The organism is Micromonospora inositola (assembly GCF_900090285.1).
Classification (GTDB): domain Bacteria; phylum Actinomycetota; class Actinomycetes; order Mycobacteriales; family Micromonosporaceae; genus Micromonospora; species Micromonospora inositola.
The window spans coordinates 1,139,886-1,161,894 of the sequence record NZ_LT607754.1 but is presented as its reverse complement, the minus strand read 5'-3'; the positions used below and the strand labels follow the sequence as shown (position 1 = coordinate 1,161,894).

22 protein-coding genes and 1 tRNA gene are annotated in these 22,009 nt (G+C 72.3%); 12 read left to right on the top strand and 11 right to left on the bottom strand.

The genetic code is table 11. The features are described 5' to 3' along the window. Positions 1–134: 134 nt before the first annotated feature. The 3 genes from GA0070613_RS05435 to GA0070613_RS05425 form a co-directional block, all read right to left on the bottom strand. On the bottom strand, positions 135–812 hold the full coding sequence (locus GA0070613_RS05435; RefSeq protein ID WP_197699049.1) for a TMEM175 family protein: 678 nt from the start codon (positions 810–812) through the stop codon (positions 135–137). 259 nt (positions 813–1,071) lie between these two features. Beyond that, positions 1,072–1,359 carry a DUF1905 domain-containing protein gene (locus tag GA0070613_RS05430; protein WP_089011294.1) on the bottom strand — a complete coding sequence of 96 codons (288 nt, stop codon included), beginning with the start codon at positions 1,357–1,359 and terminating at the stop codon, positions 1,072–1,074. A gap of 30 nt (positions 1,360–1,389) precedes the next feature. After that, complete coding sequence (locus GA0070613_RS05425; protein WP_089011293.1) at positions 1,390–2,373, bottom strand: hypothetical protein; 984 nt, start codon at positions 2,371–2,373, stop codon at positions 1,390–1,392. 220 nt (positions 2,374–2,593) lie between these two features. Here GA0070613_RS05425 and GA0070613_RS05420 point away from each other — a divergent pair, with 220 nt between their 5' ends. Continuing rightward, positions 2,594–3,118 (top strand): DinB family protein, encoded by a 525-nt coding sequence (locus GA0070613_RS05420; RefSeq protein ID WP_089011292.1) that lies wholly within the window; start codon positions 2,594–2,596, stop codon positions 3,116–3,118. 16 nt (positions 3,119–3,134) lie between these two features. On the opposite strand, the gene GA0070613_RS05415 is transcribed toward GA0070613_RS05420, so the two are convergent. The 3 genes from GA0070613_RS05415 to GA0070613_RS05405 all read right to left on the bottom strand — a co-directional run bounded on the left by GA0070613_RS05415 (position 3,135) and on the right by GA0070613_RS05405 (position 5,221). Further along, positions 3,135–3,578, bottom strand: coding sequence for a DUF1801 domain-containing protein (locus tag GA0070613_RS05415; RefSeq protein WP_089011291.1), 444 nt, complete (start codon positions 3,576–3,578; stop codon positions 3,135–3,137). 187 nt (positions 3,579–3,765) lie between these two features. Continuing rightward, positions 3,766–4,560, bottom strand: a complete 795-nt coding sequence (locus tag GA0070613_RS05410; protein WP_089011290.1) for a hypothetical protein — start codon at positions 4,558–4,560, stop codon at positions 3,766–3,768. A 4-nt stretch (positions 4,561–4,564) separates the two neighbouring features. Continuing rightward, entirely contained in the window at positions 4,565–5,221 is a 657-nt protein-coding gene (locus tag GA0070613_RS05405; RefSeq protein WP_089011289.1) for a 4'-phosphopantetheinyl transferase family protein, read from the bottom strand. A 313-nt stretch (positions 5,222–5,534) separates the two neighbouring features. Here GA0070613_RS05405 and GA0070613_RS05400 point away from each other — a divergent pair, with 313 nt between their 5' ends. Then, positions 5,535–5,753: a hypothetical protein gene (locus GA0070613_RS05400; protein WP_231929674.1), complete on the top strand. Its 219-nt coding sequence runs from the start codon at positions 5,535–5,537 to the stop codon at positions 5,751–5,753. 317 nt (positions 5,754–6,070) lie between these two features. Here the strand turns inward: GA0070613_RS05400 and GA0070613_RS05395 are convergent, their stop codons facing one another. After that, positions 6,071–7,783 carry a dolichyl-phosphate-mannose--protein mannosyltransferase gene (locus tag GA0070613_RS05395; protein ID WP_089011287.1) on the bottom strand — a complete coding sequence of 571 codons (1,713 nt, stop codon included), beginning with the start codon at positions 7,781–7,783 and terminating at the stop codon, positions 6,071–6,073. Positions 7,784–7,874: 91 nt separating this feature from the next. Between GA0070613_RS05395 and rsmI the strand changes: the two genes are divergently transcribed. After that, positions 7,875–8,714 (top strand): 16S rRNA (cytidine(1402)-2'-O)-methyltransferase, encoded by an 840-nt coding sequence (gene rsmI, locus GA0070613_RS05390; RefSeq protein WP_408630988.1) that lies wholly within the window; start codon positions 7,875–7,877, stop codon positions 8,712–8,714. Between the two features lie 97 nt (positions 8,715–8,811). After that, positions 8,812–10,614, top strand: coding sequence for a methionine--tRNA ligase (gene metG / locus GA0070613_RS05385; RefSeq protein ID WP_089015767.1), 1,803 nt, complete (start codon positions 8,812–8,814; stop codon positions 10,612–10,614). A gap of 64 nt (positions 10,615–10,678) precedes the next feature. Here the strand turns inward: metG and GA0070613_RS05380 are convergent, their stop codons facing one another. Then, positions 10,679–11,530, bottom strand: coding sequence for an alpha/beta fold hydrolase (locus GA0070613_RS05380; protein ID WP_089011285.1), 852 nt, complete (start codon positions 11,528–11,530; stop codon positions 10,679–10,681). A 58-nt stretch (positions 11,531–11,588) separates the two neighbouring features. Beyond that, on the bottom strand, positions 11,589–12,836 hold the full coding sequence (locus GA0070613_RS05375) for a hypothetical protein (protein ID WP_089015766.1): 1,248 nt from the start codon (positions 12,834–12,836) through the stop codon (positions 11,589–11,591). 82 nt (positions 12,837–12,918) lie between these two features. Here GA0070613_RS05375 and GA0070613_RS05370 point away from each other — a divergent pair, with 82 nt between their 5' ends. From GA0070613_RS05370 to GA0070613_RS05345, 6 genes are all read left to right on the top strand, one after another. After that, positions 12,919–13,881 (top strand): TatD family hydrolase, encoded by a 963-nt coding sequence (locus GA0070613_RS05370; protein ID WP_089015765.1) that lies wholly within the window; start codon positions 12,919–12,921, stop codon positions 13,879–13,881. A 32-nt stretch (positions 13,882–13,913) separates the two neighbouring features. Further along, positions 13,914–14,783: a 16S rRNA (adenine(1518)-N(6)/adenine(1519)-N(6))-dimethyltransferase RsmA gene (rsmA, locus tag GA0070613_RS05365; protein ID WP_089011284.1), complete on the top strand. Its 870-nt coding sequence runs from the start codon at positions 13,914–13,916 to the stop codon at positions 14,781–14,783. Between the two features lie 84 nt (positions 14,784–14,867). After that, complete coding sequence (locus tag GA0070613_RS05360; protein ID WP_089011283.1) at positions 14,868–15,824, top strand: 4-(cytidine 5'-diphospho)-2-C-methyl-D-erythritol kinase; 957 nt, start codon at positions 14,868–14,870, stop codon at positions 15,822–15,824. A 243-nt stretch (positions 15,825–16,067) separates the two neighbouring features. Beyond that, entirely contained in the window at positions 16,068–17,867 is a 1,800-nt protein-coding gene (locus tag GA0070613_RS05355; protein WP_089011282.1) for an ABC-F family ATP-binding cassette domain-containing protein, read from the top strand. A gap of 93 nt (positions 17,868–17,960) precedes the next feature. Beyond that, complete coding sequence (locus tag GA0070613_RS05350; protein ID WP_089011281.1) at positions 17,961–18,416, top strand: DUF4383 domain-containing protein; 456 nt, start codon at positions 17,961–17,963, stop codon at positions 18,414–18,416. 154 nt (positions 18,417–18,570) lie between these two features. Next, the gene (locus GA0070613_RS05345; RefSeq protein WP_089011280.1) at positions 18,571–19,044 is read left to right on the top strand and encodes a DUF4383 domain-containing protein; all 474 of its coding nucleotides are present in this window, start codon (positions 18,571–18,573) and stop codon (positions 19,042–19,044) included. Positions 19,045–19,052: 8 nt separating this feature from the next. On the opposite strand, the gene GA0070613_RS05340 is transcribed toward GA0070613_RS05345, so the two are convergent. Together GA0070613_RS05340 and GA0070613_RS05335 are read right to left on the bottom strand one after the other, a co-directional pair. Then, positions 19,053–19,739, bottom strand: a complete 687-nt coding sequence (locus GA0070613_RS05340; protein WP_089015764.1) for a TetR/AcrR family transcriptional regulator — start codon at positions 19,737–19,739, stop codon at positions 19,053–19,055. 170 nt (positions 19,740–19,909) lie between these two features. Beyond that, positions 19,910–20,893 (bottom strand): acyl-CoA desaturase, encoded by a 984-nt coding sequence (locus tag GA0070613_RS05335; RefSeq protein WP_089011279.1) that lies wholly within the window; start codon positions 20,891–20,893, stop codon positions 19,910–19,912. A 122-nt stretch (positions 20,894–21,015) separates the two neighbouring features. On the opposite strand from GA0070613_RS05335, the gene GA0070613_RS05330 reads away from it, so the two are divergent. Together GA0070613_RS05330 and GA0070613_RS05325 are read left to right on the top strand one after the other, a co-directional pair. Then, the gene (locus tag GA0070613_RS05330; RefSeq protein ID WP_089015763.1) at positions 21,016–21,858 is read left to right on the top strand and encodes a helix-turn-helix domain-containing protein; all 843 of its coding nucleotides are present in this window, start codon (positions 21,016–21,018) and stop codon (positions 21,856–21,858) included. A 46-nt stretch (positions 21,859–21,904) separates the two neighbouring features. Then, positions 21,905–21,976, top strand: a tRNA-Gln gene (locus GA0070613_RS05325). Positions 21,977–22,009 lie beyond the last annotated feature (33 nt).

Below are 22,009 nucleotides of genomic sequence, written 5' to 3'. Positions count from 1 at the left end.
TCTAGCAAGCACACCAGGCCACGGGGATCTAGCGGCTGCTGGCATGTGCCCGTGCCGTGCCCGATCATGCGGTCAGTAGTGGCGAGAAAGGGTAGGTCGGTGGGCGAGGCTACTACGCAGCGTACTGTCCCGAGTCATGGCTGACCGCCACCGTCGCGCCGACGCTTCACCCGGGCGATCTCGCCCCGGATGGGCAGCCAGTAGAAGGGAATGAACGCGGCGATCACAGCCACGCCGAGGGCGGGGACCAGGGCGCCCAGCACGGTTCCGGTACCGATCCAGGCAAGGGCGAGCCGGTAGCGCCGGCTGATGGCTCTTACACCGGCGGAATCGATGGTGGTGGTGAGCAGCCGGCGGTTATGGCGCGCGTACCACCAGATGACGTTGAACAGAATGGCTGCCAATTCGAACGCGATGCCGTGGAAGACGACGGCGGTGCGCTGCCCCTGTCCGTCGCGGAACGCCTGGGCCAGAACGGAGGCGGCGAACGGCAGGAACGCGATGTCCATCAGCAGCACGGTGTTCAGGAACAGCACCACCCGGTCGGCACTACGGATGTGGTCGAACATGACGTGATGATTGGCCCACACCTGCCCGATCAGCATGAAGGTGATGACGTAAGCCAGGTAAGACGGCCAGAGCGTGGCGAGGCCGTGGAGCAGGTGCCGGGTGTCCTGTGGCGGGCGGATCTCCAGGACAAGCAGAGTGACGGCGATGGCGATGACCGCATCGCTGAACGCGACGACCCGCGCAGGATCGCGCTCCGCGCCGAACGGCCTTGGCCTTCCCGGTCCACGAACAGGTTCTGTCACCGGCCAAGCCTGAGACACCAGACGCCGCTGCGCGCGGAGCCGAGCGGCGTGTCGTTTGGTACCAGATCGCGGGATTTGGTCATCCTGGGTCGTGGGTGGTTGCCGTCTTCCTTGGGGGCTGCAAAGCACGCCCTCGTGATCCGACGAGGGAGATTCGGTGCCGCGCGTCTCGTACGAGGAGTACTGGTCGCCGTCGCCCTCACCCTCGCCCGCCGGCACCGGCAGGTCGATTGGGCGACCGAGATGGTCGAGGAGTTGGTCAGACGTCGACGACCAGACGAACCGTCACCACGTCCCCCACCTCGAGCCCTTCCACCTTCCGCACTCTCGCCTTCACCGGCACGAGGTAACGCCCGTCTTTGGGGAAGAGCGAGGTCTCCCACCGGGTTTCCCCGATCTGAGCCATGACCGGGATCATCCCCCAGCCGTAGCTCACCAACCGCGAAGCCCCGTTCAGCTCGTGGCATTCCGCTTCCGGAACGGTGATGAAGTGCCAGGGCGCTGGACCTCTCCAGAACCACATCTCGCCGCTGAACTCCAGGTCCATCGGCCCAGGATAGGAGCCCAACCACTCCCATCACCGGCCGCAGGCCCGGCACGGCCGGCGGGTCCGCTGGTGAAAGCTCAGCGCGGCCAGGCCGAGCCCCCAGCCCCACACCCAGTACGCCGGCTCGGCCAACCAGAAGAACGCCAACGGGTAGCGGCCGTCACCCGGGTCGAAGGTGCCGGTGACCGTCTCGACGGCGAGTCCGGCGATGCCGACGCCGAAGTAGACGATCAGACCGACCGAGAAGACCGCCGCCGGGACGAGCAGCACCGCGCGCGGGATCCGGCGGCCGGCCAGCAGCGGCACCCAGCCGGGCCAGATCCGACCCCAGGAGTGCACCAGGGCCAACGGCAGCAGCACCCCGGCGAGCAGGAAGCCCACCTCGAAGGCGACCATCGACGCCCCCTGCGCCGGGGGCAGGTCGCCGAAGCCGACCGCCACCTGGGCGGCCAGGCGCAGCAGACAGCCGGCGGCCGCCGCGTACGCGGCCGCCCGCGCCCAGCCTGGTGCCCCGGCGCCCACGCGGCGCTGCACCAGCGGGCCGGTACGCCCGCAGCCTCGGCAGTCGCCGCGGTACCGCCGCCGGTGGCCGACGATCGCCGCGTTCAGCAGCACCGCGCCGGTGAGGCAGCCGATCCGGCTGACGAATCCGGCCACCGTGAACGCCTCGGTGGGCGCCAGGATCAGGAAGCCGACCAGGTCGAGCAGGAGCAGCGCGCAGGAGAGCACGATCGCCGCACAGACCACCCAGCCGGCCGCGGCCAACGCCGGACGCCAGGACCGGGCGGTCGCGAGGCCGCCGGCGACCAGCGCGGCGGCGGCGCAGAGCGCCACCGCCCACCAGCCGGTGAAGACCACCAGATCGGTGCCGAGCGGCGGGAACTCCGGTGCTCCGGCGACCGCCCACCACAGGCGGAGTGCGCCGTAGCCCGCGGCCCAGGCGAGGACGAGGTACGGCAGGAGCGCACGACGGTCCGAGGCCGGTGGGGCCACGGGCGGCAGGCTGAGTGTCATGCCTCCACCCTGTCGTCGGGCCGGACACGGTGCCTCCCGGCCAGGAGGGGCATCGCTCCCTCGCCCGGGGGACCCGGCGGGTCAGCCACCGCGGGCCCGGCGGCGCCGACCCAACTGGTGGGGGCGGAAGGGTCGGCGGATCCGCCGCTGTGGCTGGCCCTCGATCTCGTCAACGGCCACGGGTGGGCGAGCCGGTAGTGCGGGATGACAGACTCCGCCCATGCAGCTGCCACCCGCCATCACGCCAGAGACCGCCGACTGGACGTTCGTCATCACCGAAGGCTGCGCGGAGTGCGGCTTCTCCCCACAGGAGGTCACGTCCACGGGGGAGCGGCTGCGCGCCACGATCCCGAGCTGGCAGGCCGCCCTGGCCCGGGACGACGCCTCCGTACGGCCGTCGCCGACGGTCTGGTCACCGGTGGAGTACGCCTGCCACGTGCGCGACACCTGCCGGATCTTCCGCGGCCGGCTGGAGCTGATGCTGCGGGAGGACGATCCGGTCTTCGCCAACTGGGACCAGGACGCGACGGCGGTCGAGGAGGGCTACTTCCACCAGGCCCCGGCGGAGGTGGCCGACCAGCTGACCGCGGAGGCGGAGGCGACGGCCGCGGCGTTCGACGCGGTCCGGGCGGACCAGTGGGAGCGGCCGGGCCGGCGGAGCAATGGCTCGGTGTTCACCGTGCGCACCTTCGCGGTCTACTTCCTGCACGACATCGAGCACCACGTGCACGACGTCACCCGCTGAGGCCCGGGCCGCCCCGCTATCGGCTCTTGCTGGCCCGGTCGACGCCCTTGTGCACCCGCACCGTGCGCTCGATCAGCTCGCGCAGCGAGGTCTCGTCGACGTCGTCGAGCCGCTTCAGGTAAAGGCAACCCTTCCCGGTCTTGTGCGGACCGAGCCGAGCGAGCACCGACGCGTACCGCTCCTCGAAGCCACCCACGAGGTAGACGACGAGCTGCTGCTTGCGCGGCGAAAAGCCGGCAAGCGGCCAGTCGCCGGTGCGCCCGCTCTCATAGGTGTAGCGGTAGCTGCCGAAGCCGACGATGCTCGGGCCCCACATCACCGCCGGCTCGCCCGTCACCTCGCGCAGGATCGTGCAGAGGCGCTGTGCGTCGGCCCGCCGGCGGTCGTCGGGAACGGCGGCCAGGAAGTCGTCGACGCTGGCGTCGGTCGGGGCCGTCACTGGCTGCTTCGATGTCGGCATGACGTGATGCTGCCACGCGAGTACGACACGGCCGACGGCTTGACCGGGTAACGGCGGAGGCCCACCCGGCGAAGGGTGATCGGCACCTCCACCGGGACGAGGGCGACGTCCTGGCCGGCGGCGGGGTCGGTGTGGGCCGCGACGGGGCCGCTCCCCGAGCGGGGAACGGCCATCCTTCCCGTCCCGGCTATCGTTCCCCGTACGGCTGCTCCGGCTGGTGGTGCGGGGGGACGGGGGCCCCGGAGTGCGGATAGGGCGCGTACTGCTGCGGCGCGGCGTGCGGGTAGGGCTGGTACTGCTGCAGCGCGGCCGCCTGGATGGCCGCGGCCTGCTCGGCGAAACGCTCGTGGGCGCGTCGGATGTGGACCGTGTTGCCGTCGTTCGACACGTACCCGGAGGCGATCGGCCCGTACGCGGCGGTGCTCGCAACGCCCAGCCCCGCGATGACCATCAGCACGAACACCAGCACGATCGGGCCGGCGGTCGGGTCGTTGGCCGAGAGGAGGGCGGGGACGACAACCGCGCCGACGACGGCGAGCGCCACCAGGCCGACGCCGATGAGGAACCGGCGGGTGCGTAATTTCCCGCAGTCCTGGCAGAACGGCCAGGACGGCGCCTTGACCCGCTTCTGCAGGGCGGCGGCGACGATCGCGAACGGCAACACTCCGACGAGGATCAGCAGGTAGGCCCACTTCGGGGTGTAGGACCGGAAAACCACCTTCTTCTGCCGGGCGGCGGGCTGACCGTGGCGGGCGCAGACCTCTGTAGCGGCTCCTGCGGCGACCGCCGGAGCGGGTAGGTCGACTGTCATGACGGCTCCCAAAAGGAATGGATGGCTGCCTGAGCTGCGGCGGTGCTGGTACTCCACCGTGCCGTTCTTGTCCTTCACGCGGAAGTTGTCGACGGTGAGCTGGATCGTGCCGTCCTCGTCTTCGATGACCAGGGTCTCGCCCGGTACCGGTGATGGACAACCGCCCGCCACGGCCTCAAGGCAGCGGTAGTACGGCGGCGGTGCGGACCAGGTCGGCGTCGACGGTGAACCGCCCGGTGACCAGCGCCGGCGGGTCGGCGACCGGGGCGGTGTACCGCCGGGCCGGGGCGATCCGGGCGATGAACGTCCCGGCGTCCGGGTCGAGGGTCACCCGGGCGTCGTGGAAGTCCAGCCAGGTGCCGACGACCGGGTGCCAGAGCTTGTAGACCGTCTCCTTGGCGCTGAACACCACCGCCGGCCAGGAGACCCCGGCCGGCATCCCGGCGAGCTCCGCCTCCTCCTCCGGCAGGCAGATCATCCGGCGTACCCCCGGGTTGAGCTCCCGGTGCCGCTCGGCGTCCATGCCGACCGACCGGATCTCGCCGGACCGGGCCGCGGCCGCCGCGCAGTAGCCGTCGGTGTGGGTGATGGCGCCGACCACGCCGGCCGGCCAGACCGGGGACCGGTCGGGCGCCGCGGGCACCGGCGCCGCCGGCAGCCCGAGCGCGGCCAGCGCCCGCCGGGCGCAGACCCGGCCGGCGGTGAAGTCGCGCCGGCGGCCCGGCACCGCGCGGCCGGACAGGCAGGCCAGTTCGGTGGGATGCAGGTCGCCGGCCCAGTCGTCGGGACCGGCCACGGCCACCGCGACCGCCGCCGGCAGCAGGTCACGCATCACCCACCTCCTTCAGGTACGACCGACGGCGGTGGCGTCCGTGCCGGCGGGCCGGCCGAGCAGGTGACGCCCCGCTCGCCAGGCGAGCACCCGGTCGACGGTCGGGGTTCGGACGGCCATGACCGGTGAACGTACCGCAACGACGTAACGCCGGAGAGCTCCGCAGCGCTGTACGGGCGTCACTGGGGGGAAGCAGATCCACACTCGACGGCCGGACCACGTCCGGCGACGGCGCGGCTGCCCAGGCACGGTGAGGGGATAAGGGATGACAGGTGGGGACGAATCCGGAACACGGCCGGGCGAGCATGCTCCAGTGACTCCCGATTGGACCTGCGGCTCCTGCGGCGAAGACTGGCCGTGCGCCACGAAGCGGACCCGGCTGCTCGACGAGTACCAGGTGGACCGCGCTTCGCTGAGCGTCTATCTCGGATCGTGCCTGGCCGCCGCCAGTCAGGATCTGCGCACCGCGCCGGTGTCGTCCCTGCAGGACCGGTTCATCGGCTGGGTGCCGCGGAACCCCCGCACCGCCTGACCTCCTCCGCGTGAGCCGCTGACGTCGAGCACCAGCTCGACCTCGGGGGGCTCGGCGGGGGGCTCGGTGGTCTCGTCGTCGGCCGCGGCGTCGTCAATTGCCGGATGTGAACCATTCGGCCGGTGGTGCATCCGTAGGAAATCTGACCCAACTCCGCCCGTTGTGAACATGCTGGAGTGTGGTTAAGCTCTTCATGCGCGCCCCAATCGCCCGCTTCCCCCGTGGCAGGCGATCGGGGCGCGCTTCTCTGTGCCCGATCCGCGCCTTCGGTGTGCCCGACCCGCGCCGGCGGCCGTGCGGGCCACGCCCCTCGGGCGTCAGATCCAGCGGCCGTCCAGCCACATCCGGGCCGACCAGTCCGCGTACGGCAGCAGCCGCCCGACGAAGATCGGGTAGAAGTAGGCGAAGCAGAGCGCCACCAGCAGCACGTACGCGCCGGCGATGATCCCACCGACCAGCCGCCGGTCGGAGACCTCCTCCGCCGCGGGCGCGGCCGTCGCCCCGAGGGGCGCGCCGGCCGGCGAGATGATCGCGCCGAGCACGTAGACCACCGCCAGCACCAGGAACGGCAGCGCCGGCGCGGTGTAGAAGGAGAACATCGTCCGCCCGTCCAGGGCGAACCAGAACCAGGGCAGCAGGCCGGCGGCCACGCACAGCAGGATCGCGCCGGCCCGCCAGTCCCGCCGGGCCGCCCCGAGCCAGACGGTCGCCGCCAGCGCCGGCAGGAACGACCACCAGAGCAGCGGGGTGCCGAGCAGCAGGATCTCCGAGGCGCAGCTCGGCGCGCCGCAGGCGCCCTCGCCCGACCAGTAGAAGGCGACCGGCCGGCCGAGCAGCAGCCACTGCCACGGCCAGGACTGGTACTTGTGCGGGTCGTCCAACTGAGTGTGGAACCCGTACGCGGCCTTGTGGTACTCCCACAGGTTGATCAGTGGGCCGATCACCGGGGCGTCGCTCAGCCCCGGGGTGTTCGGGTAACGGCTGGCCAGGCGGTAGTAGCCGTCGTCAGTGAGCAGCCAGCCGGACCAGGTGACCAGGTAGGTGCCGACCATCAGCACCCCGGCCGCCAGCAGCCAGGGCAGCTCGTCGAGGAGGGCGTCCCGCCACGGGCGGCGTACCCCGGCGGAGCGGCGGACGCCGACCTCCCAGAGGATCACCAGCAGCGCGAAGGCCGGCACGAAGTAGAGGCCGCTCCACTTGACCGCGCAGGCGCAGCCGAGCAGCACCCCGGCGAGCAGCCGCCACCACGGCCAGTCCCGCCAGCCCGACGGCGGCCGGCCGGCCCGCCCCGGACGGGACGGGTCCAGCCCGGCGTCCAGCGCCCGGGCCCAGCGGCGCCGGCGGGCGTCCCGGTCGAGCACCAGGGCGCCGAACGCGGCCAGCACGAAGAGCAGCAGGAAGATGTCGAGCAGGGCGGTGCGGGAGAGCACCAGATGGAAGCCGTCCAGGGTGAGCAGCAGCCCGGCCGCGCAGCCCAGCGTGGTGGAGCGGAACAGCCGCCGGCCGATCCGGACCAGCAGCAGCACCGACAGCGTCCCGGCGACGGCGGCCGCGAAGCGCCAGCCGAACTCCGGCGCGGTGGTCATCAGGTGCCCCGGGACGGACAGCTTCGTCTCGGCGTCCTGGTAGCCGAAGGCCCACTCGCCGAACCCGATCAGCCACTTCCCCAGCGGCGGGTGCACCACGTACGACGGGCCGTTGTCCTTGTAGTTCCATTCGACGCCCCGGTCGATCAGGCCGTACGCGTCGCGGGCGTAGTAGATCTCGTCGAAGATCTTGCCCTTGGGGCCGCTCAGGCCGACGAACCGCAGGATCGCCGCGATCAGCACCACCACCCCGGTGGCCAGCCAGGCGTGCCCGTCGAGCCGGGCGTCGACGGTGGCGAGCCGCCGCCGGACGATGGCCGGGACGCCGCTCCCGCCGGTCGCCACGGACTCGCCGACCGGGCCGGCGGCGGGGTGGGCGGGCGTGGTCCGGTCCGATCCGGGACGGCCCGCGCTCGCGCTCTGTGCTGTCGACGCACTCGTCACCCGGCGATCGTAGGCTGCGAAGGTGCCCGGTGGCGCCCGCCGTCGCCGAGATTGGTACGCCGTCGATGAAGGAGCGCCATTCGTGGGTGAAATGTCCGAGGTAGGGCGGCTTATTCTGCTCGGCGCGCCGCTGGGCAACCCGGCCGACGCCTCGGCCCGGTTCCGCGAGGTGCTCGCCACCGCCGACGTGGTCGCCGCCGAGGACACCCGGCGGCTCACCCGGCTGGCCCGGGACCTGGCCGTCACGGTCCCCGGCCGGATCGTCTCCTACTTCGAGGGGAACGAGGAGCGCCGCACCCCGGAGCTGGCCGAGGTGCTCACCGCCGGGTACGTGGTCGCCCTGGTCACCGACGGCGGCATGCCCAGCGTCTCCGACCCCGGCTACCGGCTGGTCCGGGCCGCGCTCGACGCCGGCGTCCCGGTCACCGCCGCCCCCGGACCCAGTGCGGTGACCACCGCCCTGGCGCTGTCCGGGCTGCCCAGCGACCGGTTCTGCTTCGAGGGCTTCCTGCCCCGCTCGCCGGGCGCCCGCCGGTCCCGGCTGCGGGCCCTGGCCGCCGAGGAACGCACCCTGGTGCTCTTCGAGGCCCCGCACCGGATCACCGGCGCGCTCGCCGACCTGGCCGCCGCCTTCGGCCCCGACCGGCCCGCCGCGCTCTGCCGGGAGCTGACCAAGACGTACGAGGAAGTGGTCCGCCGGCCGCTGGGCGAGCTGGCCGACTGGGCCGCCGAGGGCGAGCCCCGGGGCGAGATCACCCTGGTGGTGGCCGGCGCGCCGCCCGCCCCGGCGGCCCGGCCCGACGACGACACGCTCCGCGCGGCGGTGGCCGAGCGGGAGTCCGCCGGGCTGTCCCGGCGGGACGCCATCACCGAGGTCGCGACCGAGTACGGGCTGCGGCGTCGCGAGGTCTACGGCGTCGTGCACAGCTGACCGCCGGCGGTCACCAGGCGGCGGCGAGAGCCACCCGCCACCCCGGCCGGCCTATTGGTTCGCGGCAGCCCGGCAGCGGTCACTAGGCTTGCTGGTCATGAGTCACGTTCTCGCCGCGGTCGCCTGGCCCTACGCCAACGGCCCGCGCCACATCGGCCACGTTTCCGGATTCGGCGTTCCCTCCGACGTCTTCGCCCGGTACATGCGAATGGCCGGTCACGACGTGCTCATGGTCTCCGGCACCGACGAGCACGGCACGCCGATCCAGGTGCAGGCCGACGCCGAGGGGGTCACCCCGCGCGAGCTGGCCGACCGGTACAACCGGGTGATCGTCGAGGACCTGCACGGCCTCGGTCTCTCCTACGACCTGTTCACCCGGACCACCACCCGCAACCACTACGCCGTGGTGCAGGAGCTGTTCGAGGGGATGTACCGCAACGGCTACATCGTCCCCAAGACCACCATGGGGGCGATCTCCCCGTCCACCGGCCGGACCCTGCCCGACCGGTACATCGAGGGCACCTGCCCGATCTGCGGCTACGACAGCGCCCGCGGCGACCAGTGCGACAACTGCGGCAACCAGCTCGACCCGATCGACCTGATCAACCCGAAGTCGAAGATCAACGGGGAGACCCCGAAGTTCGTCGAGACCGAGCACTTCTTCCTGGACCTGCCCGCCCTCGCCGACGTGCTGCGGCAGTGGCTGGACACCCGGGAGGGCTGGCGCCCGAACGTGCTGCGCTTCTCGCGGAACCTGCTCGACGACCTCCAGCCCCGGGCCATCACCCGCGACCTGGAGTGGGGCGTGCCCATCCCGTTGGAGGGCTGGCGGGACCGCACCGACAAGCGGATCTACGTCTGGTTCGACGCGGTGATCGGCTACCTGTCCGCCTCCATCGAGTGGGCCCGCCGCTCCGGTGATCCGGAGGCCTGGCGGAAGTGGTGGTCCGCCGACGCTGAGGGGAAGGACGCCCGGGGCTACTACTTCATGGGCAAGGACAACATCGTCTTCCACTCGGTGATCTGGCCGGCGCTGCTCAGCGGCTACTCCGGCGAGGGCAGCCGGGACGGCGAGCCGGGCGGACTGGGCCGGCTCAACCTCCCCACCGAGGTGGTCTCCAGCGAGTTCCTGACCATGGAGGGGCGCAAGTTCTCCTCGTCCCGCAAGGTCGTCATCTACGTCCGGGACTTCCTGGAGCGGTACGACGCCGACGCGCTGCGCTACTTCATCGCCGTCGCCGGCCCGGAGAGCAACGACACCGACTTCACCTGGGCCGAGTTCCTCCGCCGCAACAACGACGAGCTGGTCGCCGGCTGGGGCAACCTGGTCAACCGGTCCGTCTCGATGGCGGCGAAGAACTTCGGCGCGATCCCGCCGGTCGATCCCGCCGGGCTCACCGAGGCCGACGAGGCGCTGCTCGCGACCGCCCGGGCCGGCTTCGCCGTCGTCGGCGACCTGATCGCCAAGCACCGGCAGAAGCAGGCCATCGGCGAGGCGATGAAGGTGGTCGCCGAGGCGAACCGGTACCTCTCCGAGCAGGCCCCGTGGAAGCTCAAGGGCGAGGCGGACAAGCCGCGGATGGGCACCATCCTGCACGTCGCCCTCCAGGTGGTCAGCGACGCCAACACGCTGCTCACCCCGTTCCTGCCGCACTCCGCGCAGCAGGTCCACGAGCTGCTCGGCGGCACCGGAGTGCACGCGCCGATGCCCTCGATCGTGGCGGTGGAGGACCTCGACGGCGGGCCGGCGTACCCGGTGCTGACCGGCGACTACACCGTCGGCGCGCGCTGGGAGTCCGTACCGCTGGAGGCCGGCCGGCCCCTCGCGGCGCCGAAGCCCGTCTTCCGCAAGCTCGACCCGTCCATCGTCGACGAGGAGCTGGCCCGGCTCGCCGGCTGAGCCCGAACCGACCACGGCCGCGGCCCCCGGGTTTCCCGGGGGCCGCGGCCATGCTGGCGGCGGGTCATGCGCGGGCCATGGACGGCGCGCTGATGAACTCCATGATCGCCTTGTTGACCTGCTCGGGGTTCGTCCACGGGATGCCGTGCGGCGCGCCCGGAATCGTCACCAAGTGGCTGTTCGGCAGCATCCCCTGCAACCGCTGCCCGGTCTTCGGGTACGGCAGCACCGCGTCCTTGTCGCCCTGCACGATCAGCACCGGCACGTCGATGCGCGGCAGGTCACCCCGGAAGTCGCTCAGCCAGGCCGTCACGGAGTCATGGGTGCCCTTCGCCGACGCCCGCGCGCCGATCTCCCAGTGCCCCCGGAACGCTTCCTCGCTGACCAGCTTGCCCTTGTTCTCCTCATAGTTGAAGAACGCGTTGCAGAACTGGGTGAGATAGGCGAACCGGTCGTCGCGGATCGCCTGCTGGAAGCCGTCGAAGAGGCTCTTGTCGACCCCCTCCGGGTTGTCCGCGGTCTTCAGCAGGTACGGCGCCAGCGGGGCCAGCAGCACCGCCCGGTCCACCCGCCCCGAGCCGTACGCCCCCAGGTAGCGGGTCACCTCGCCGGTGCCCATCGAGTGCCCGACCAGGATGACGTTGCGCAAGTCCAGCTCGGTCATCAGCACGTCCAGGTCGGCGGCGAACGTGTCGTAGTCGTACCCAAAGGCCGGCTGGGCGGACGCGCCGAAGCCGCGACGGTCGTACGTGATCGTCCGGTACCCGGCGTCGAGCAGCGCGTTGGTCTGCTTCTCCCAGGTTGCTCCGTTGAACGGGAAGCCGTGGATGAGCACCACCGGCTGCCCGGAGCCGTGATCCTCGTAGTACAGATCGATGGGGGCGGAATTCTCCGTCCCCACGGTGATGAAGGGCATGGTCGTCTCCTGATGCGCGGCGTCTCGGTCGTGCCGCGCATTCCCGGGCCGCTCCCCTTTATTCCACCGGATAGGGCAGGTCCACCACCCGGTCGTCGGTCAGCTCGGCGCCCGGCGCCCAGGCCTCGTAGACGCCCCGTTCGTGGCACTGTGCCCCGGTCGTCGCCACCGCGTCCGCATCCGGGCGGCACAGCCGCAGCCGCAGCCAGCCCGCCTCCTCCCGGAGCACCAGGCAGGGCACGCCGCGCCAGGTGGCATGGCGCAGCCGGCGGGCCGCCGCGTCCACCGGGTAGCGGGCCGCACGGGTCATCGCCAGCACCCGGAACCCGCCGGGCTGATCGGCCACCGCCTCGTACTCGCTGCCGGCGTAGGCGCCGACGAGCTGGGTGGAGCGCGGCGCGTCGCCGGTCGGCACGTACTCCTGGTCCGGGGAGAGGCCGGGCACCGCAGCGAGCAGGTGCCGCCACTGCGGGCCGACCATGCGCAGCCAGCCGCGCTGCTCCGCCTGGTAGGTGTAGAGCACCACCTCCACCCCCTCGGCCGGGTAGGCGAGCAGGGTGGCGTTGGCCGGCATCGGCAGGTCCGCGAAGTCCCGGGTGATGAACTCCGGGATGAACTGGGCGTTGCTCGGCACGAACCCGGTGCCCAGCACCGGCGGCCCGAGCCGGTCCCGCGGCGGCAGGGCGGTCAGGCCCCGGTGCCCCGCGCCGACCGGCACGTCGTAGTCCTCCGGGCCGCCCGCCCGCCAGCGCAGCGCGTACGCCACGTCGGTGCCGTCCCGGCCGCCCTCGCCGTCCCCCCGCAGCACCGCCATCCCCGCCGGTGTCCGCAGGTGGGCGACGTCGTGCTCCCGGTAGCAGAAGCCGTGCGGCAGCCAACCCCGCACGTATCCGCCGAGCTGGCGGGCGGAGAGCACCTTGACCATCCGGGTGCCCGGCCGGATCACCGCCGAGGCGCGGACCGCGGCGAGCACCCGGTCGCCGGCCGCGGCGGGCTGCTGGCTGAGCTGGTGCAGCTGCGCCCACCCCCGCTCCCGGTGCACCGGCATCAGCAGCGGCGACTCCGCCTCCTCGGTGGGCTCGGTCGACCCGTGCACCGCCGTCACCTCGGTGACGTGCACGAACTTCCGCCACCGGTAGGTGGCGCCCCGGGGCGCCCGCTCGAAACCGGGCACCTCGTCCGCGCTGAACAGCTCGTACGCCGCGCCCCGGGCGATCTCCTCCGCCGGGTGGACGCGGCCGTCGTACGTCACGTGCAGCCCGGCCCGCTCCGACGCGGTACCGCTGGCCTGAGGGGTGACGGTCACCACCAGGACGCTAAGCGTGACACATGTTGCGCAGGTGAACAGTCGGTGGCGGTCCGGGAACGCGACCGCGGTTCCGTGTGTGATGCTGGCCGCGATGACCGAGCAGACCGAATCCCGCAAGCAGCGCGCCGCCCGCCGGGCAGGGGAGTTCCCGCCCGCCCCGGAGGCGCTGCCCCGGCCCGTGCTGGACAGCCACACCCACCTCGACATCACCGTCAGCGAATACGGCGTGCCCCCGCGAGCGCGAGGAGAGAGCCGGGGTTGCGAGCCCCGCAGTCGCGAGCAAAACGGCGACTCAAGCGGGCGACCCGCCGACGACCCGGTCGCCGCGGCGATTGAGGTGGCCGCCGGAGTGGGCGTGGACCGGCTGGTCCAGGTCGGCGTCGGCGTCGACTCCTCCGGCTGGGGCGCCGACGTCGCCGAGAAGTACGGCGCGGTGGTCGCCACCGTCGCGCTGCACCCGAACGAGGCGCCCCGGCTGGCCGACCTCGACGAGGCGCTGCGCCAGATCGAGGCCCTTGCCGGCCGGGACCGGGTCCGGGGCGTCGGCGAGACCGGGATGGACTTCTTCCGTACCGGCGACGAGGGGCGGGCCGCACAGGAGGAGAGCTTCCGCGCGCACATCGCCATCGCCAAGCGCTACGGCAAGGCGCTGGTCATCCACGACCGGGACGCGCACGCCGACGTGCTGCGCATCCTCGACGACGAGGGCGCCCCCGACACCGTGGTGCTGCACTGCTTCTCCGGCGACGCCGAGTTCGCCGCCGAGTGCGTCCGGCGGGGCTACCTGCTCAGCTTCGCCGGCACGGTCACCTTCGGCAGCGCCGGGGCGCTGCGGGAGGCGGCCGCGCTCACCCCGCTCGACCAGATCCTGGTGGAGACCGACGCGCCGTACCTGACCCCGATGCCGCATCGGGGACGGCCGAACGCGTCGTACCTGATCCCGCTGACGGTCCGGTCGCTCGCCGGGACCACCGGCGCGGACCTGGAGGAGCTCTGCGCCGCCATCTCGGCGACCGGCGACCGCGTCTTCGGCCCGTGGTGAGCGGACCGGAACCCGCCGCTACGCTGCGGAGCATGACCGGTCTCCTCGGCCCGGCGGAGATCCGGGAACTCGCCGCCCGCCTCGGCGTCGCGCCCACCAAGAAGCTCGGCCAGAACTTCGTGCACGACCCGAACACCGTGCGCCGGATCGTCACCGCCGCCGGCCTCGCCCCGGAAGACGTGGCGCTGGAGGTCGGCCCCGGGCTCGGCTCGCTCACCCTGGCCCTGCTCCCGGTCGCCGCGCACGTGCACGTCGTCGAGATCGACCCGACGCTGGCCGGCGCGCTGCCGGAGACCGCCGCCCGGTTCGCCGGCCCGGACGCCGCCCGGCTCACCGTGCACCACGCCGACGCGCTGCGCGTCCGCGCCGCCGCACTGGCCGAGCCGGCGCCCACCGCGCTGGTGGCCAACCTGCCCTACAACGTCGCGGTGCCGGTGGTGCTGCACCTCCTCGCCGAGCTGCCCACCCTCCGGCACGGCCTGGTGATGGTGCAGAAGGAGGTCGCCGACCGGCTCGTCGCCGGTCCCGGCTCCAAGGTGTACGGCATCCCGTCGGTCAAGCTCGCCTGGTACGCCCGCTCCCGGGCCGCCGGGAAGGTTCCGCCGAACGTGTTCTGGCCGGTGCCGAACGTCGACTCCGGCCTGGTCGCCTTCACCCGCCGCGAGCCGCCCCGCGCCGATGTCGCCCGGGAGGCGGTCTTCGCCGTGGTGGACGCGGCGTTCGCGCAGCGCCGCAAGACCCTGCGCGCCGCCCTCGCGGGCTGGGCCGGTGGCGCGGACCGGGCCGCCGCCGCGCTCACCGCCGCCGGGGTGGACCCCGGCGCCCGCGGAGAGTCACTCACCGTGGACCAGTTCGCCGCCATCGCCGCGTCGGCCCCGACCGCCACGCCGGCCGCGCAGTAGGCTGGCGCCGTTGCCCGACCCCGCCGAGGAGTTGATCGTGGAGAAGCCGTTCGACATCCGCCTGCGCCTGCGGGACATCGCCCCGTGACCGAGGCCTGGCGACCGGACGACGAGGACGAGCAGCGGCGGCGCGGGGCCAGCGGCCCGGTCAAGGTCCGGGTGCCCGCCAAGGTCAACCTGCACCTCGGGGTGGGCCCGCTGCGCCGCGACGGCTACCACGAGCTGAACACCGTCTACCACGCGATCTCGATCTACGACGAGCTGACCGCGCGGCGGGGCGACACCCTCACCCTCACCATGGAGGGGGAGGGGGCCGGCGAGCTGGCCCTCGACGACACCAACCTGGTGATCCGGGCCGCCCACGCCCTCGCCGGGTACGCCGGCGTCCCGCCGCACGCCCGGCTGCACCTGCGCAAGCAGATCCCGCTCGCCGGCGGGCTGGCCGGCGGCAGCGCCGACGCGGCCGCCGCCCTGGTCGCCTGCGACGCCCTCTGGGGCACCGGGCTGTCCCGCGACGAACTGGCCGGCATCGCCGCCGACCTCGGCTCCGACGTGCCGTTCCTGATCCACGGCGGCACCGCGCTCGGCACCGGCCGGGGCGAGGCGGTCAGCCCCGTGCTGGCCCGCCCCACCTCCTGGCACTGGGTGGTGGCGATCGCCGACGGCGGCCTCTCCACCCCCGCCGCCTACCGCGAGCTGGACCGGCTCCGCGACGCCGGCACCGCGGGCGAGCCGCTGGGCAGCACCGACGCGCTGCTCGGCGCGCTGCGCCAGCGCGACCCGCGGGTGCTCGCCGCCGCCCTCGGCAACGACCTGCAGGACGCCGCGCTGAGCATGCGCCCGGCGCTGGCCGACACCCTGAAGGCGGGGGAGGCGGCCGCGGCGCTCGCCGGCCTCGTCTCCGGCTCCGGCCCGACCTGCGTCTTCCTCGCCACCGACGAGGCCCACGCCGGGCGGATCGCCGCCGACCTGGAGGCCGCCGAGGTGTGCCGGGAGGCCCGGGTCGCCCACGGCCCGGTCGCCGGCGCCCGCATCGTCTGAGCCGCCGGGGGCCGCCCTGGCCCCGCGTCATCGGGCCTGCCCGGGCCGGCCGCCGTCCAGCGGCGGGCGCGGTGGGTACGTCACGCCGCGGTCGACGGAACAAGCGGACGCCGAGGCTGGTTGACTCCCGAGGGCCCGGCCCTCGGCCGATCAGCCAGGTGTCCGCGTACCCTGAAACATCGCAGGCGTCCCACGTGCCCCCCCGGCACCGGGACGCCTTGATCATGGGAGGTAGGTGAGGTCGTGGCCAACATCGTCAACCTGGACCGGGTGTCCAAGGGGTACGGCGCCGCCGGGCCGCTGCTCACCGACGTCTCGCTCGGCCTCGACGACGCCGACCGGATCGGCGTGGTCGGCCTCAACGGCGCCGGCAAGTCCACCCTGCTGCGGCTGCTCACCAAGCAGGAGGAGCCCGACGACGGCCGGGTCACCCACCGCCGCGACCTGCGCGTCGCCTGGCTGCCGCAGAGTCTCACCCTGGCCCCCGAGGCCACCGTCCGGGACGTGGTGCTCGGCACCGCCTGGCTCGGCGAGAGCATGGGTGCCGAGCACGAATGGGCCGGCGACGCCGGCGTCCGCGCCATCCTCGACGGCCTCGGCATGCCCCACCTCGGCCTCGACCAGCCGGTCGGCCCGATGTCCGGTGGCGAGCGCCGCCGAGTCGCCCTCGCCGCGCTGCTGGTCCGCGAGGCCGACCTGCTGATCCTCGACGAGCCCACCAACCACCTCGACGTCGGCGGCGTCGACTGGCTGGCGAAGCACCTGGTCACCCGCAAGGGCGCGCTCGTCGTGGTCACCCACGACCGCTGGTTCCTGGACGCGGTCTGCACCACCACCTGGGAGGTCGCCGACCAGACCGTCCGGGCGTACGAGGGCGGCTTCGCCGCCTGGACCCTCGCCCGCGTCGAGCGCGAACGGGTCGCCGCCGCCACCGAGGCCCGCCGGCAGAACCTCCTCCGCAAGGAGATCGCCTGGCTGCGCCGCGGCCCGCCCGCCCGCACCTCCAAGCCGCGGTTCCGCATCGACGCGGCCAACGCGCTGATCGCCGACGTGCCGCCGCCGCGCGACACCATGTCGCTGCAGCGGCTCGCCACCGCCCGGCTCGGCAAGCAGGTGTACGACCTGGAAGACGTCACCCTGCACGCCGGCCCGAAGGAGATCCTGCACGACGTCACCTGGCAGGTCGGCCCCGGCGATCGGATCGCCGTCCTCGGTCGCAACGGCGCCGGCAAGACCACCCTGCTGCGGATGCTGGCCGGGGTGACCCGTCCCGATGGCGGCCGGTTCGCGACCGGCTCGACCGTCAAGCCGGCCTTCCTCTCCCAGGAGCTGGCCGAACTCCCCGGGCACCTGCGGGTCCTCGAGGCCGTGGAGGAGGTCGCCCGCCGGGTCCAGCTCGGCGACCGGGAGGTCTCCGCCGCCCAGCTCGCCGAGATCTTCGGCTTCGACGACCGGCGGCTCTGGACCCCGGTCAGCGACCTCTCCGGCGGCGAGCGCCGCCGGCTGCAGATGCTCCGGCTGCTCGCCGGCGAGCCGAACGTGCTCCTCTTCGACGAGCCCACCAACGACCTGGACACCGACACGCTCGCCGCGCTGGAGGACCTCCTCGACTCCTGGCCCGGCACGATCATCGTGGCCAGCCACGACCGCTACCTGATCGAGCGGGTCACCGAGACCGCGTACGGGATGTTCGGTGACGGGCGGCTGGTGCACCTGCCAGGCGGGGTCGACGAGTACCTGGCCCGGGCCGCCGCGCGCGGCGGCCCGGCACCCGCCGACCTCACCCCGGCCGCGGCCGCCCCGGCCCGCGAGGGCCTGTCCGCCGCCGAGGTGCGGGTGGCGAAGAAGGAGCTGAGCCGGCTGGAACGGCAGGTCGGCAAGCTGGAGCAGAAGGAGGCCAGCCTGCTCGACCAGCTCGCCGCGAACGCCACCGACTACGCCAAGGTCGCCGAGCTGGACGCCCAGCTCAAGGAGCTGCGGGCCGAGCGGGAGCGGACCGAGGAGGCCTGGCTCGCCCTCGCCGAGGACCTGCCGGCCGGCTGAAGTCGACACGGGTGGGGGGTGTGCGGGGTCACAGCCCGGCGTGCGGGACAATCGTCGCCGACCCCTCACCCGAACGGTCTTGGAGACTCAGACATGGCCCACACCCCCGTCAACCACCCCGCGCGGCCGATCTACCGGGCGATCGGCGGGCTCGTTGGTCTGTACTTCGTGGTCTTCGGCGTGCTCGGCATCATCGCGAGCGCCGGAAACGACGTCCTCGCCCAGAACGACACCACGATCCTCGGCCAGGGCACCAACACCGGCTACTCGCTGCTCGCCGTCCTGTTCGGGCTCGTGATGCTGGCCGGCACCGTCATCGGCCGCAACCTCGACGTGGCGGTCAACCAGTGGCTGGCGTACGCGCTGATGGTCCTCGGCCTGGCCGAGCTGGCCTTCATCCGGACCGACGCGAACATCTTCAACTTCTCCATCGCCACGGTCATCGTGACCCTCGGCCTCTCCCTGGTCCTGCTGATGGTCGGCATGTACGGCAAGGTCGGCACCGACGAGGAGCAGGAGGCCTGGGAGAAGGCTCGGCTCGTCCTCTGAGCTGGTCCTATCTGGTTGCGCTCGGGGGTTTCGCCGGAGCCCGACCCGTCCTGCCGAAGGCCCGGCTCGTGCCGGGCCTTCGGCGTTTCTCGGGACAGGGTCTCTTCGAGCGCGGGACAATGTGGCGAAATCGGTCACTTGGCTGGAGGAGCTCATGGCGCACTTTCCGGTGAACCATCCCGCGCGCCCGCTCTACCGGGTCCTCTCCGGGCTCATCGGGCTCTACATCCTGGTCTTCGGCGTGTACGGGGTGGCCGTGACCTGGGGCGACCCGCTCTTCTCCCGCTCCGGCACCTACGCGCTCGGACTCCGTACCAACCTGGCCTTCTCGCTGGTCTCCGTGGTGTTCGGCATCGTGCTGATGATCGGAGCGTCCCGGCGCGGCAACCTCGGCCACTACATGGACCTGACCGCCGGGGCGGTCTTCCTGGTCACCGCCATCCTCATGATGTCCGTGCTCCAGACGTCGGCGAACTTCCTCAACTTCTCGATGTCCACCGTCATCGTGTCACTGGTGTTCGGGCTGATCCTGCTCGCCACCGGCCTCTACGACAAGGTCGGCCCGCCGGAGCACGCCGAGGAGGAACGACGCCGCCGCGAACACCCCATCGCCGAGACCCACCGCTGAACCCCAGCTCAGCCCGGCTTGCGGACCGTGATCAGTCCCGGCTTCGCCTCCAGGTGCGACAGGCCGTTCCAGGCCAGGTTCACCAGGTGGGCGGCGACCGTCTCCTTGCGCGGCTTGCGCACCTCGAGCCACCAGCGGCCGGTCAACGCCACCATGCCGACCAACGCCTGCGAGTAGAGCTCGGCCAGCTTCGGGTCGTACCCCCGGCTGGAGAACTCCGCGCCCAGGATGTGCTCCACCTGGTGCGCGACGTCGTTCATCACGCTGCTGAAGTTGCCCGTCGCCGACATCAGCGGCGACTCCCGGACCAGCACCCGGAACCCGCTGGTCTCCTCCTCGATGTACGTCAGCAGGGTCAGCGCCGCCTGCTCCAGCAGCTCTCGGGGATGCCCCGCGGTCAGCGCGCTGGTGATCCGCTCCAGCAGCGAGCGGACCTCCCGGTCCACCACCACCGCGTAGAGCCCCTCCTTGCCGCCGAAGTGCTCGTAGACCACCGGCTTGGAGACCCGGGCCCGGGCCGCCACCTCCTCGATCGAGGTGGCGTCGAAACCGCGTTCCGCGAAGATCTGCCGGGCGATCGAGATCAGCTGCTCGCGCCGCTGCGTCGCGGACATCCGTACCCGGGAGGAGGACTTCGCCGCCGGGACGGCCCGCCGCCGCGCGGCGCTGGCGTCGTTGCCGGGAACCTGTGTCATCTTGTCACCTTGCTGGCGCTCGGTGACGCCCTGCCGTGGGATGCGCGTGCTCACGTCGTGACCTCGCCGACCCCGCGGCCGGCACCCTGGCGGCCCCGGACCTGCCGGCGGTGTGGAAGCTCGATCACCCGGCCATCCTGCCAGGTGGGTGCGCGACCCACCGCCCGGTTTCACCGCGCCGGCCGCTCCGGCCCGGCCGTGACCCGTTCGGAGCGGACCAGCTTCGCCGTGATGCGTTCCGGCTTCGGCCAGCGCACCGCCCAGGCGGCGCCTGCCTTCTCCAACAGCCAGATCACCCGGGCGGACATGTCGATCTGGCCGCGCAGCACCCCGTGTCGGGCGCTGGTCGGCTCGGCGTGGTGCAGGTTGTGCCAGCTCTCCCCGAACGACAGGACCGCCAGCGGCCAGAAGTTCGACGCCCGGTCGCCCTGGCGGACGGCGAACGGGCGCTCACCGTAGACGTGGCAGACGGAGTTGATCGACCAGGTGACGTGGTGCAGCAGCGCGATCCGGACCAGCCCGCCCCAGAAGAGCGCGGTGAGCGCGCCGGACCAGGACCAGGTCAGCAGCCCGCCCATCGCCGCCGGCCCGAGCAGCGAGACCACCACCAGCAACGGGAAGAGCCGGTCCACCCGCCGGGTCGCCCGGTCGGCGAGCAGGTCCGGGGCGAACCGCTCCCGGTTGGAGAGCTCCCGGTTGAACAGCCAGCCGACGTGGGCGTGGAACAGGCCCCTGGCCAGCCCACCGACGCTCTCCCCGAACCGCCACGGCGAGTGCGGGTCACCCTCCAGGTCGGAGAAGGCGTGGTGGCGGCGGTGGTCGGCCACCCACTGGATGATCTCGCCCTGCACGGCGAACGAGCCGGCGACGGCCAACATCACCCGCAGCCACGGCTTGGCTCTGAAGGAGCCGTGGGTGAAGTAGCGGTGGTAGCCGACGGTGATGCCGAGCCCGGACAGCACGTACCAGAAGCCGGCCACGGCGATGTCGGTCCAACTCAGCCAGCCGCCCCAGGCGACCGGTACGGCGGCGAGCAGGGCGAGGAACGGGACGACCACGAAGGCCCAGAGGGCGACCAGGATGCCCCGGGACTGGTGGCCCTGGGTCAGCGGCTTCGGACCGGCGGCGTTCGGGTCGGTGAGGGCGGTCGACATGGCACCTCCCAGCGAGGACGGGCTACGCCTACGTCACCGTAACCGGGGGCGTTCTAGATCACACGGGACACTGTCGATCGTGAATGGAGTGACTGTCGTACGCCCGTTCTAACGTGCTGGTCGTGATCGATCCCCTCGCCGCCGAGGCGCGCCGGCTGCGCGTCGTGGAGCAGCTCTCCGTCCGTGACATCCAGGCCCGCCTCGGCATCGGCCGCAACCGCGTCCACGAACTGCTGCGGGGGGTTCCGCCCCCAGAGTGGACCCGGCGCCCCAACGCCAAGGACGGGCTGCACGCCGAGGCGGTGGCGTTCCGGGCTGAAGGTTGGTCGGTGAACGACATCGCGGCCCGGCTGGGGGTGAGCAAGTCGACCACGTACCAGTGGGTGAAGCACCTGCCGCTCGATCTGGATTCGGAACGTGTGCGAAAGCGCCGCGTAGACGCGGCCGCGCTCCGGAGAATCAAGAATGATGAACGGCGGGAGCAGCGACTGCTGAGGGAATCGGAGGCACGTCAGCGGGCTGCGGCCTGGGCAGGCAGCGCAGACCTGCGGGAGATCCTCCTGATCGGTGCTGCGCTCTACTGGTGTGAGGGCACCAAGAGCAAGCCTGAGAACCAGCGGTACGACTTGATCTTCACCAACAGTGACATCCGGCTGGTGGAGCTGTTCATCAGGTTCATCGAGGCGAACGGGCGATCCCGCACGGATCTCCGGTACCGGGTGAGCATCCATGAGAACGCCGACGCCGAAGCGGCCGGGAGATGGTGGGCGGACAAGCTGGGGATCGGCGTGGAGTGCCTACAGCGCCCGACGCTCAAGAGGCACAAGCCGCAGACGACGCGTCTCAACACCGGGGACAACTACCGAGGGTGCCTGGTGGTGCGGGTGCCGAAAGCCCGAGAGCTGTATCTCTGGATCGAGGGCGTGATGGACGGCCTCAGCAAGCCGGCCGGTGCCCCGGAGTGAGTCTCGTGGCGGCCTGCGGCAGGCGCTAAGCTATCGAGCGTTGCAGTCGGCCGTGGTGTAATTGGCAACACCCAAGATTTTGGTTCTTGAGTTTCAGGTTCGAATCCTGGCGGCCGAGCAGTTTTCCGGTACAGGCGTCCTTGTCGGGGTA

Coding starts and splice junctions, on each gene's coding strand:
- GA0070613_RS05405 (WP_089011289.1), bottom strand. CDS start 5,221: ATGCGTGACCTGCTGCCGGCGGCGGTCGCGGTGGCCGTGGCCGGTCCC.
- GA0070613_RS05340 (WP_089015764.1), bottom strand. CDS start 19,739: ATGACACAGGTTCCCGGCAACGACGCCAGCGCCGCGCGGCGGCGGGCC.
- GA0070613_RS05425 (WP_089011293.1), bottom strand. CDS start 2,373: ATGACACTCAGCCTGCCGCCCGTGGCCCCACCGGCCTCGGACCGTCGT.
- GA0070613_RS05420 (WP_089011292.1), top strand. CDS start 2,594: ATGCAGCTGCCACCCGCCATCACGCCAGAGACCGCCGACTGGACGTTC.
- GA0070613_RS05370 (WP_089015765.1), top strand. CDS start 12,919: ATGCTGGCCGCGATGACCGAGCAGACCGAATCCCGCAAGCAGCGCGCC.
- GA0070613_RS05335 (WP_089011279.1), bottom strand. CDS start 20,893: ATGTCGACCGCCCTCACCGACCCGAACGCCGCCGGTCCGAAGCCGCTG.
- rsmI (WP_408630988.1), top strand. CDS start 7,875: ATGTCCGAGGTAGGGCGGCTTATTCTGCTCGGCGCGCCGCTGGGCAAC.
- rsmA (WP_089011284.1), top strand. CDS start 13,914: ATGACCGGTCTCCTCGGCCCGGCGGAGATCCGGGAACTCGCCGCCCGC.
- GA0070613_RS05380 (WP_089011285.1), bottom strand. CDS start 11,530: ATGCCCTTCATCACCGTGGGGACGGAGAATTCCGCCCCCATCGATCTG.
- GA0070613_RS05415 (WP_089011291.1), bottom strand. CDS start 3,578: ATGCCGACATCGAAGCAGCCAGTGACGGCCCCGACCGACGCCAGCGTC.
- GA0070613_RS05350 (WP_089011281.1), top strand. CDS start 17,961: ATGGCCCACACCCCCGTCAACCACCCCGCGCGGCCGATCTACCGGGCG.
- GA0070613_RS05430 (WP_089011294.1), bottom strand. CDS start 1,359: ATGGACCTGGAGTTCAGCGGCGAGATGTGGTTCTGGAGAGGTCCAGCG.
- metG (WP_089015767.1), top strand. CDS start 8,812: ATGAGTCACGTTCTCGCCGCGGTCGCCTGGCCCTACGCCAACGGCCCG.
- GA0070613_RS05345 (WP_089011280.1), top strand. CDS start 18,571: ATGGCGCACTTTCCGGTGAACCATCCCGCGCGCCCGCTCTACCGGGTC.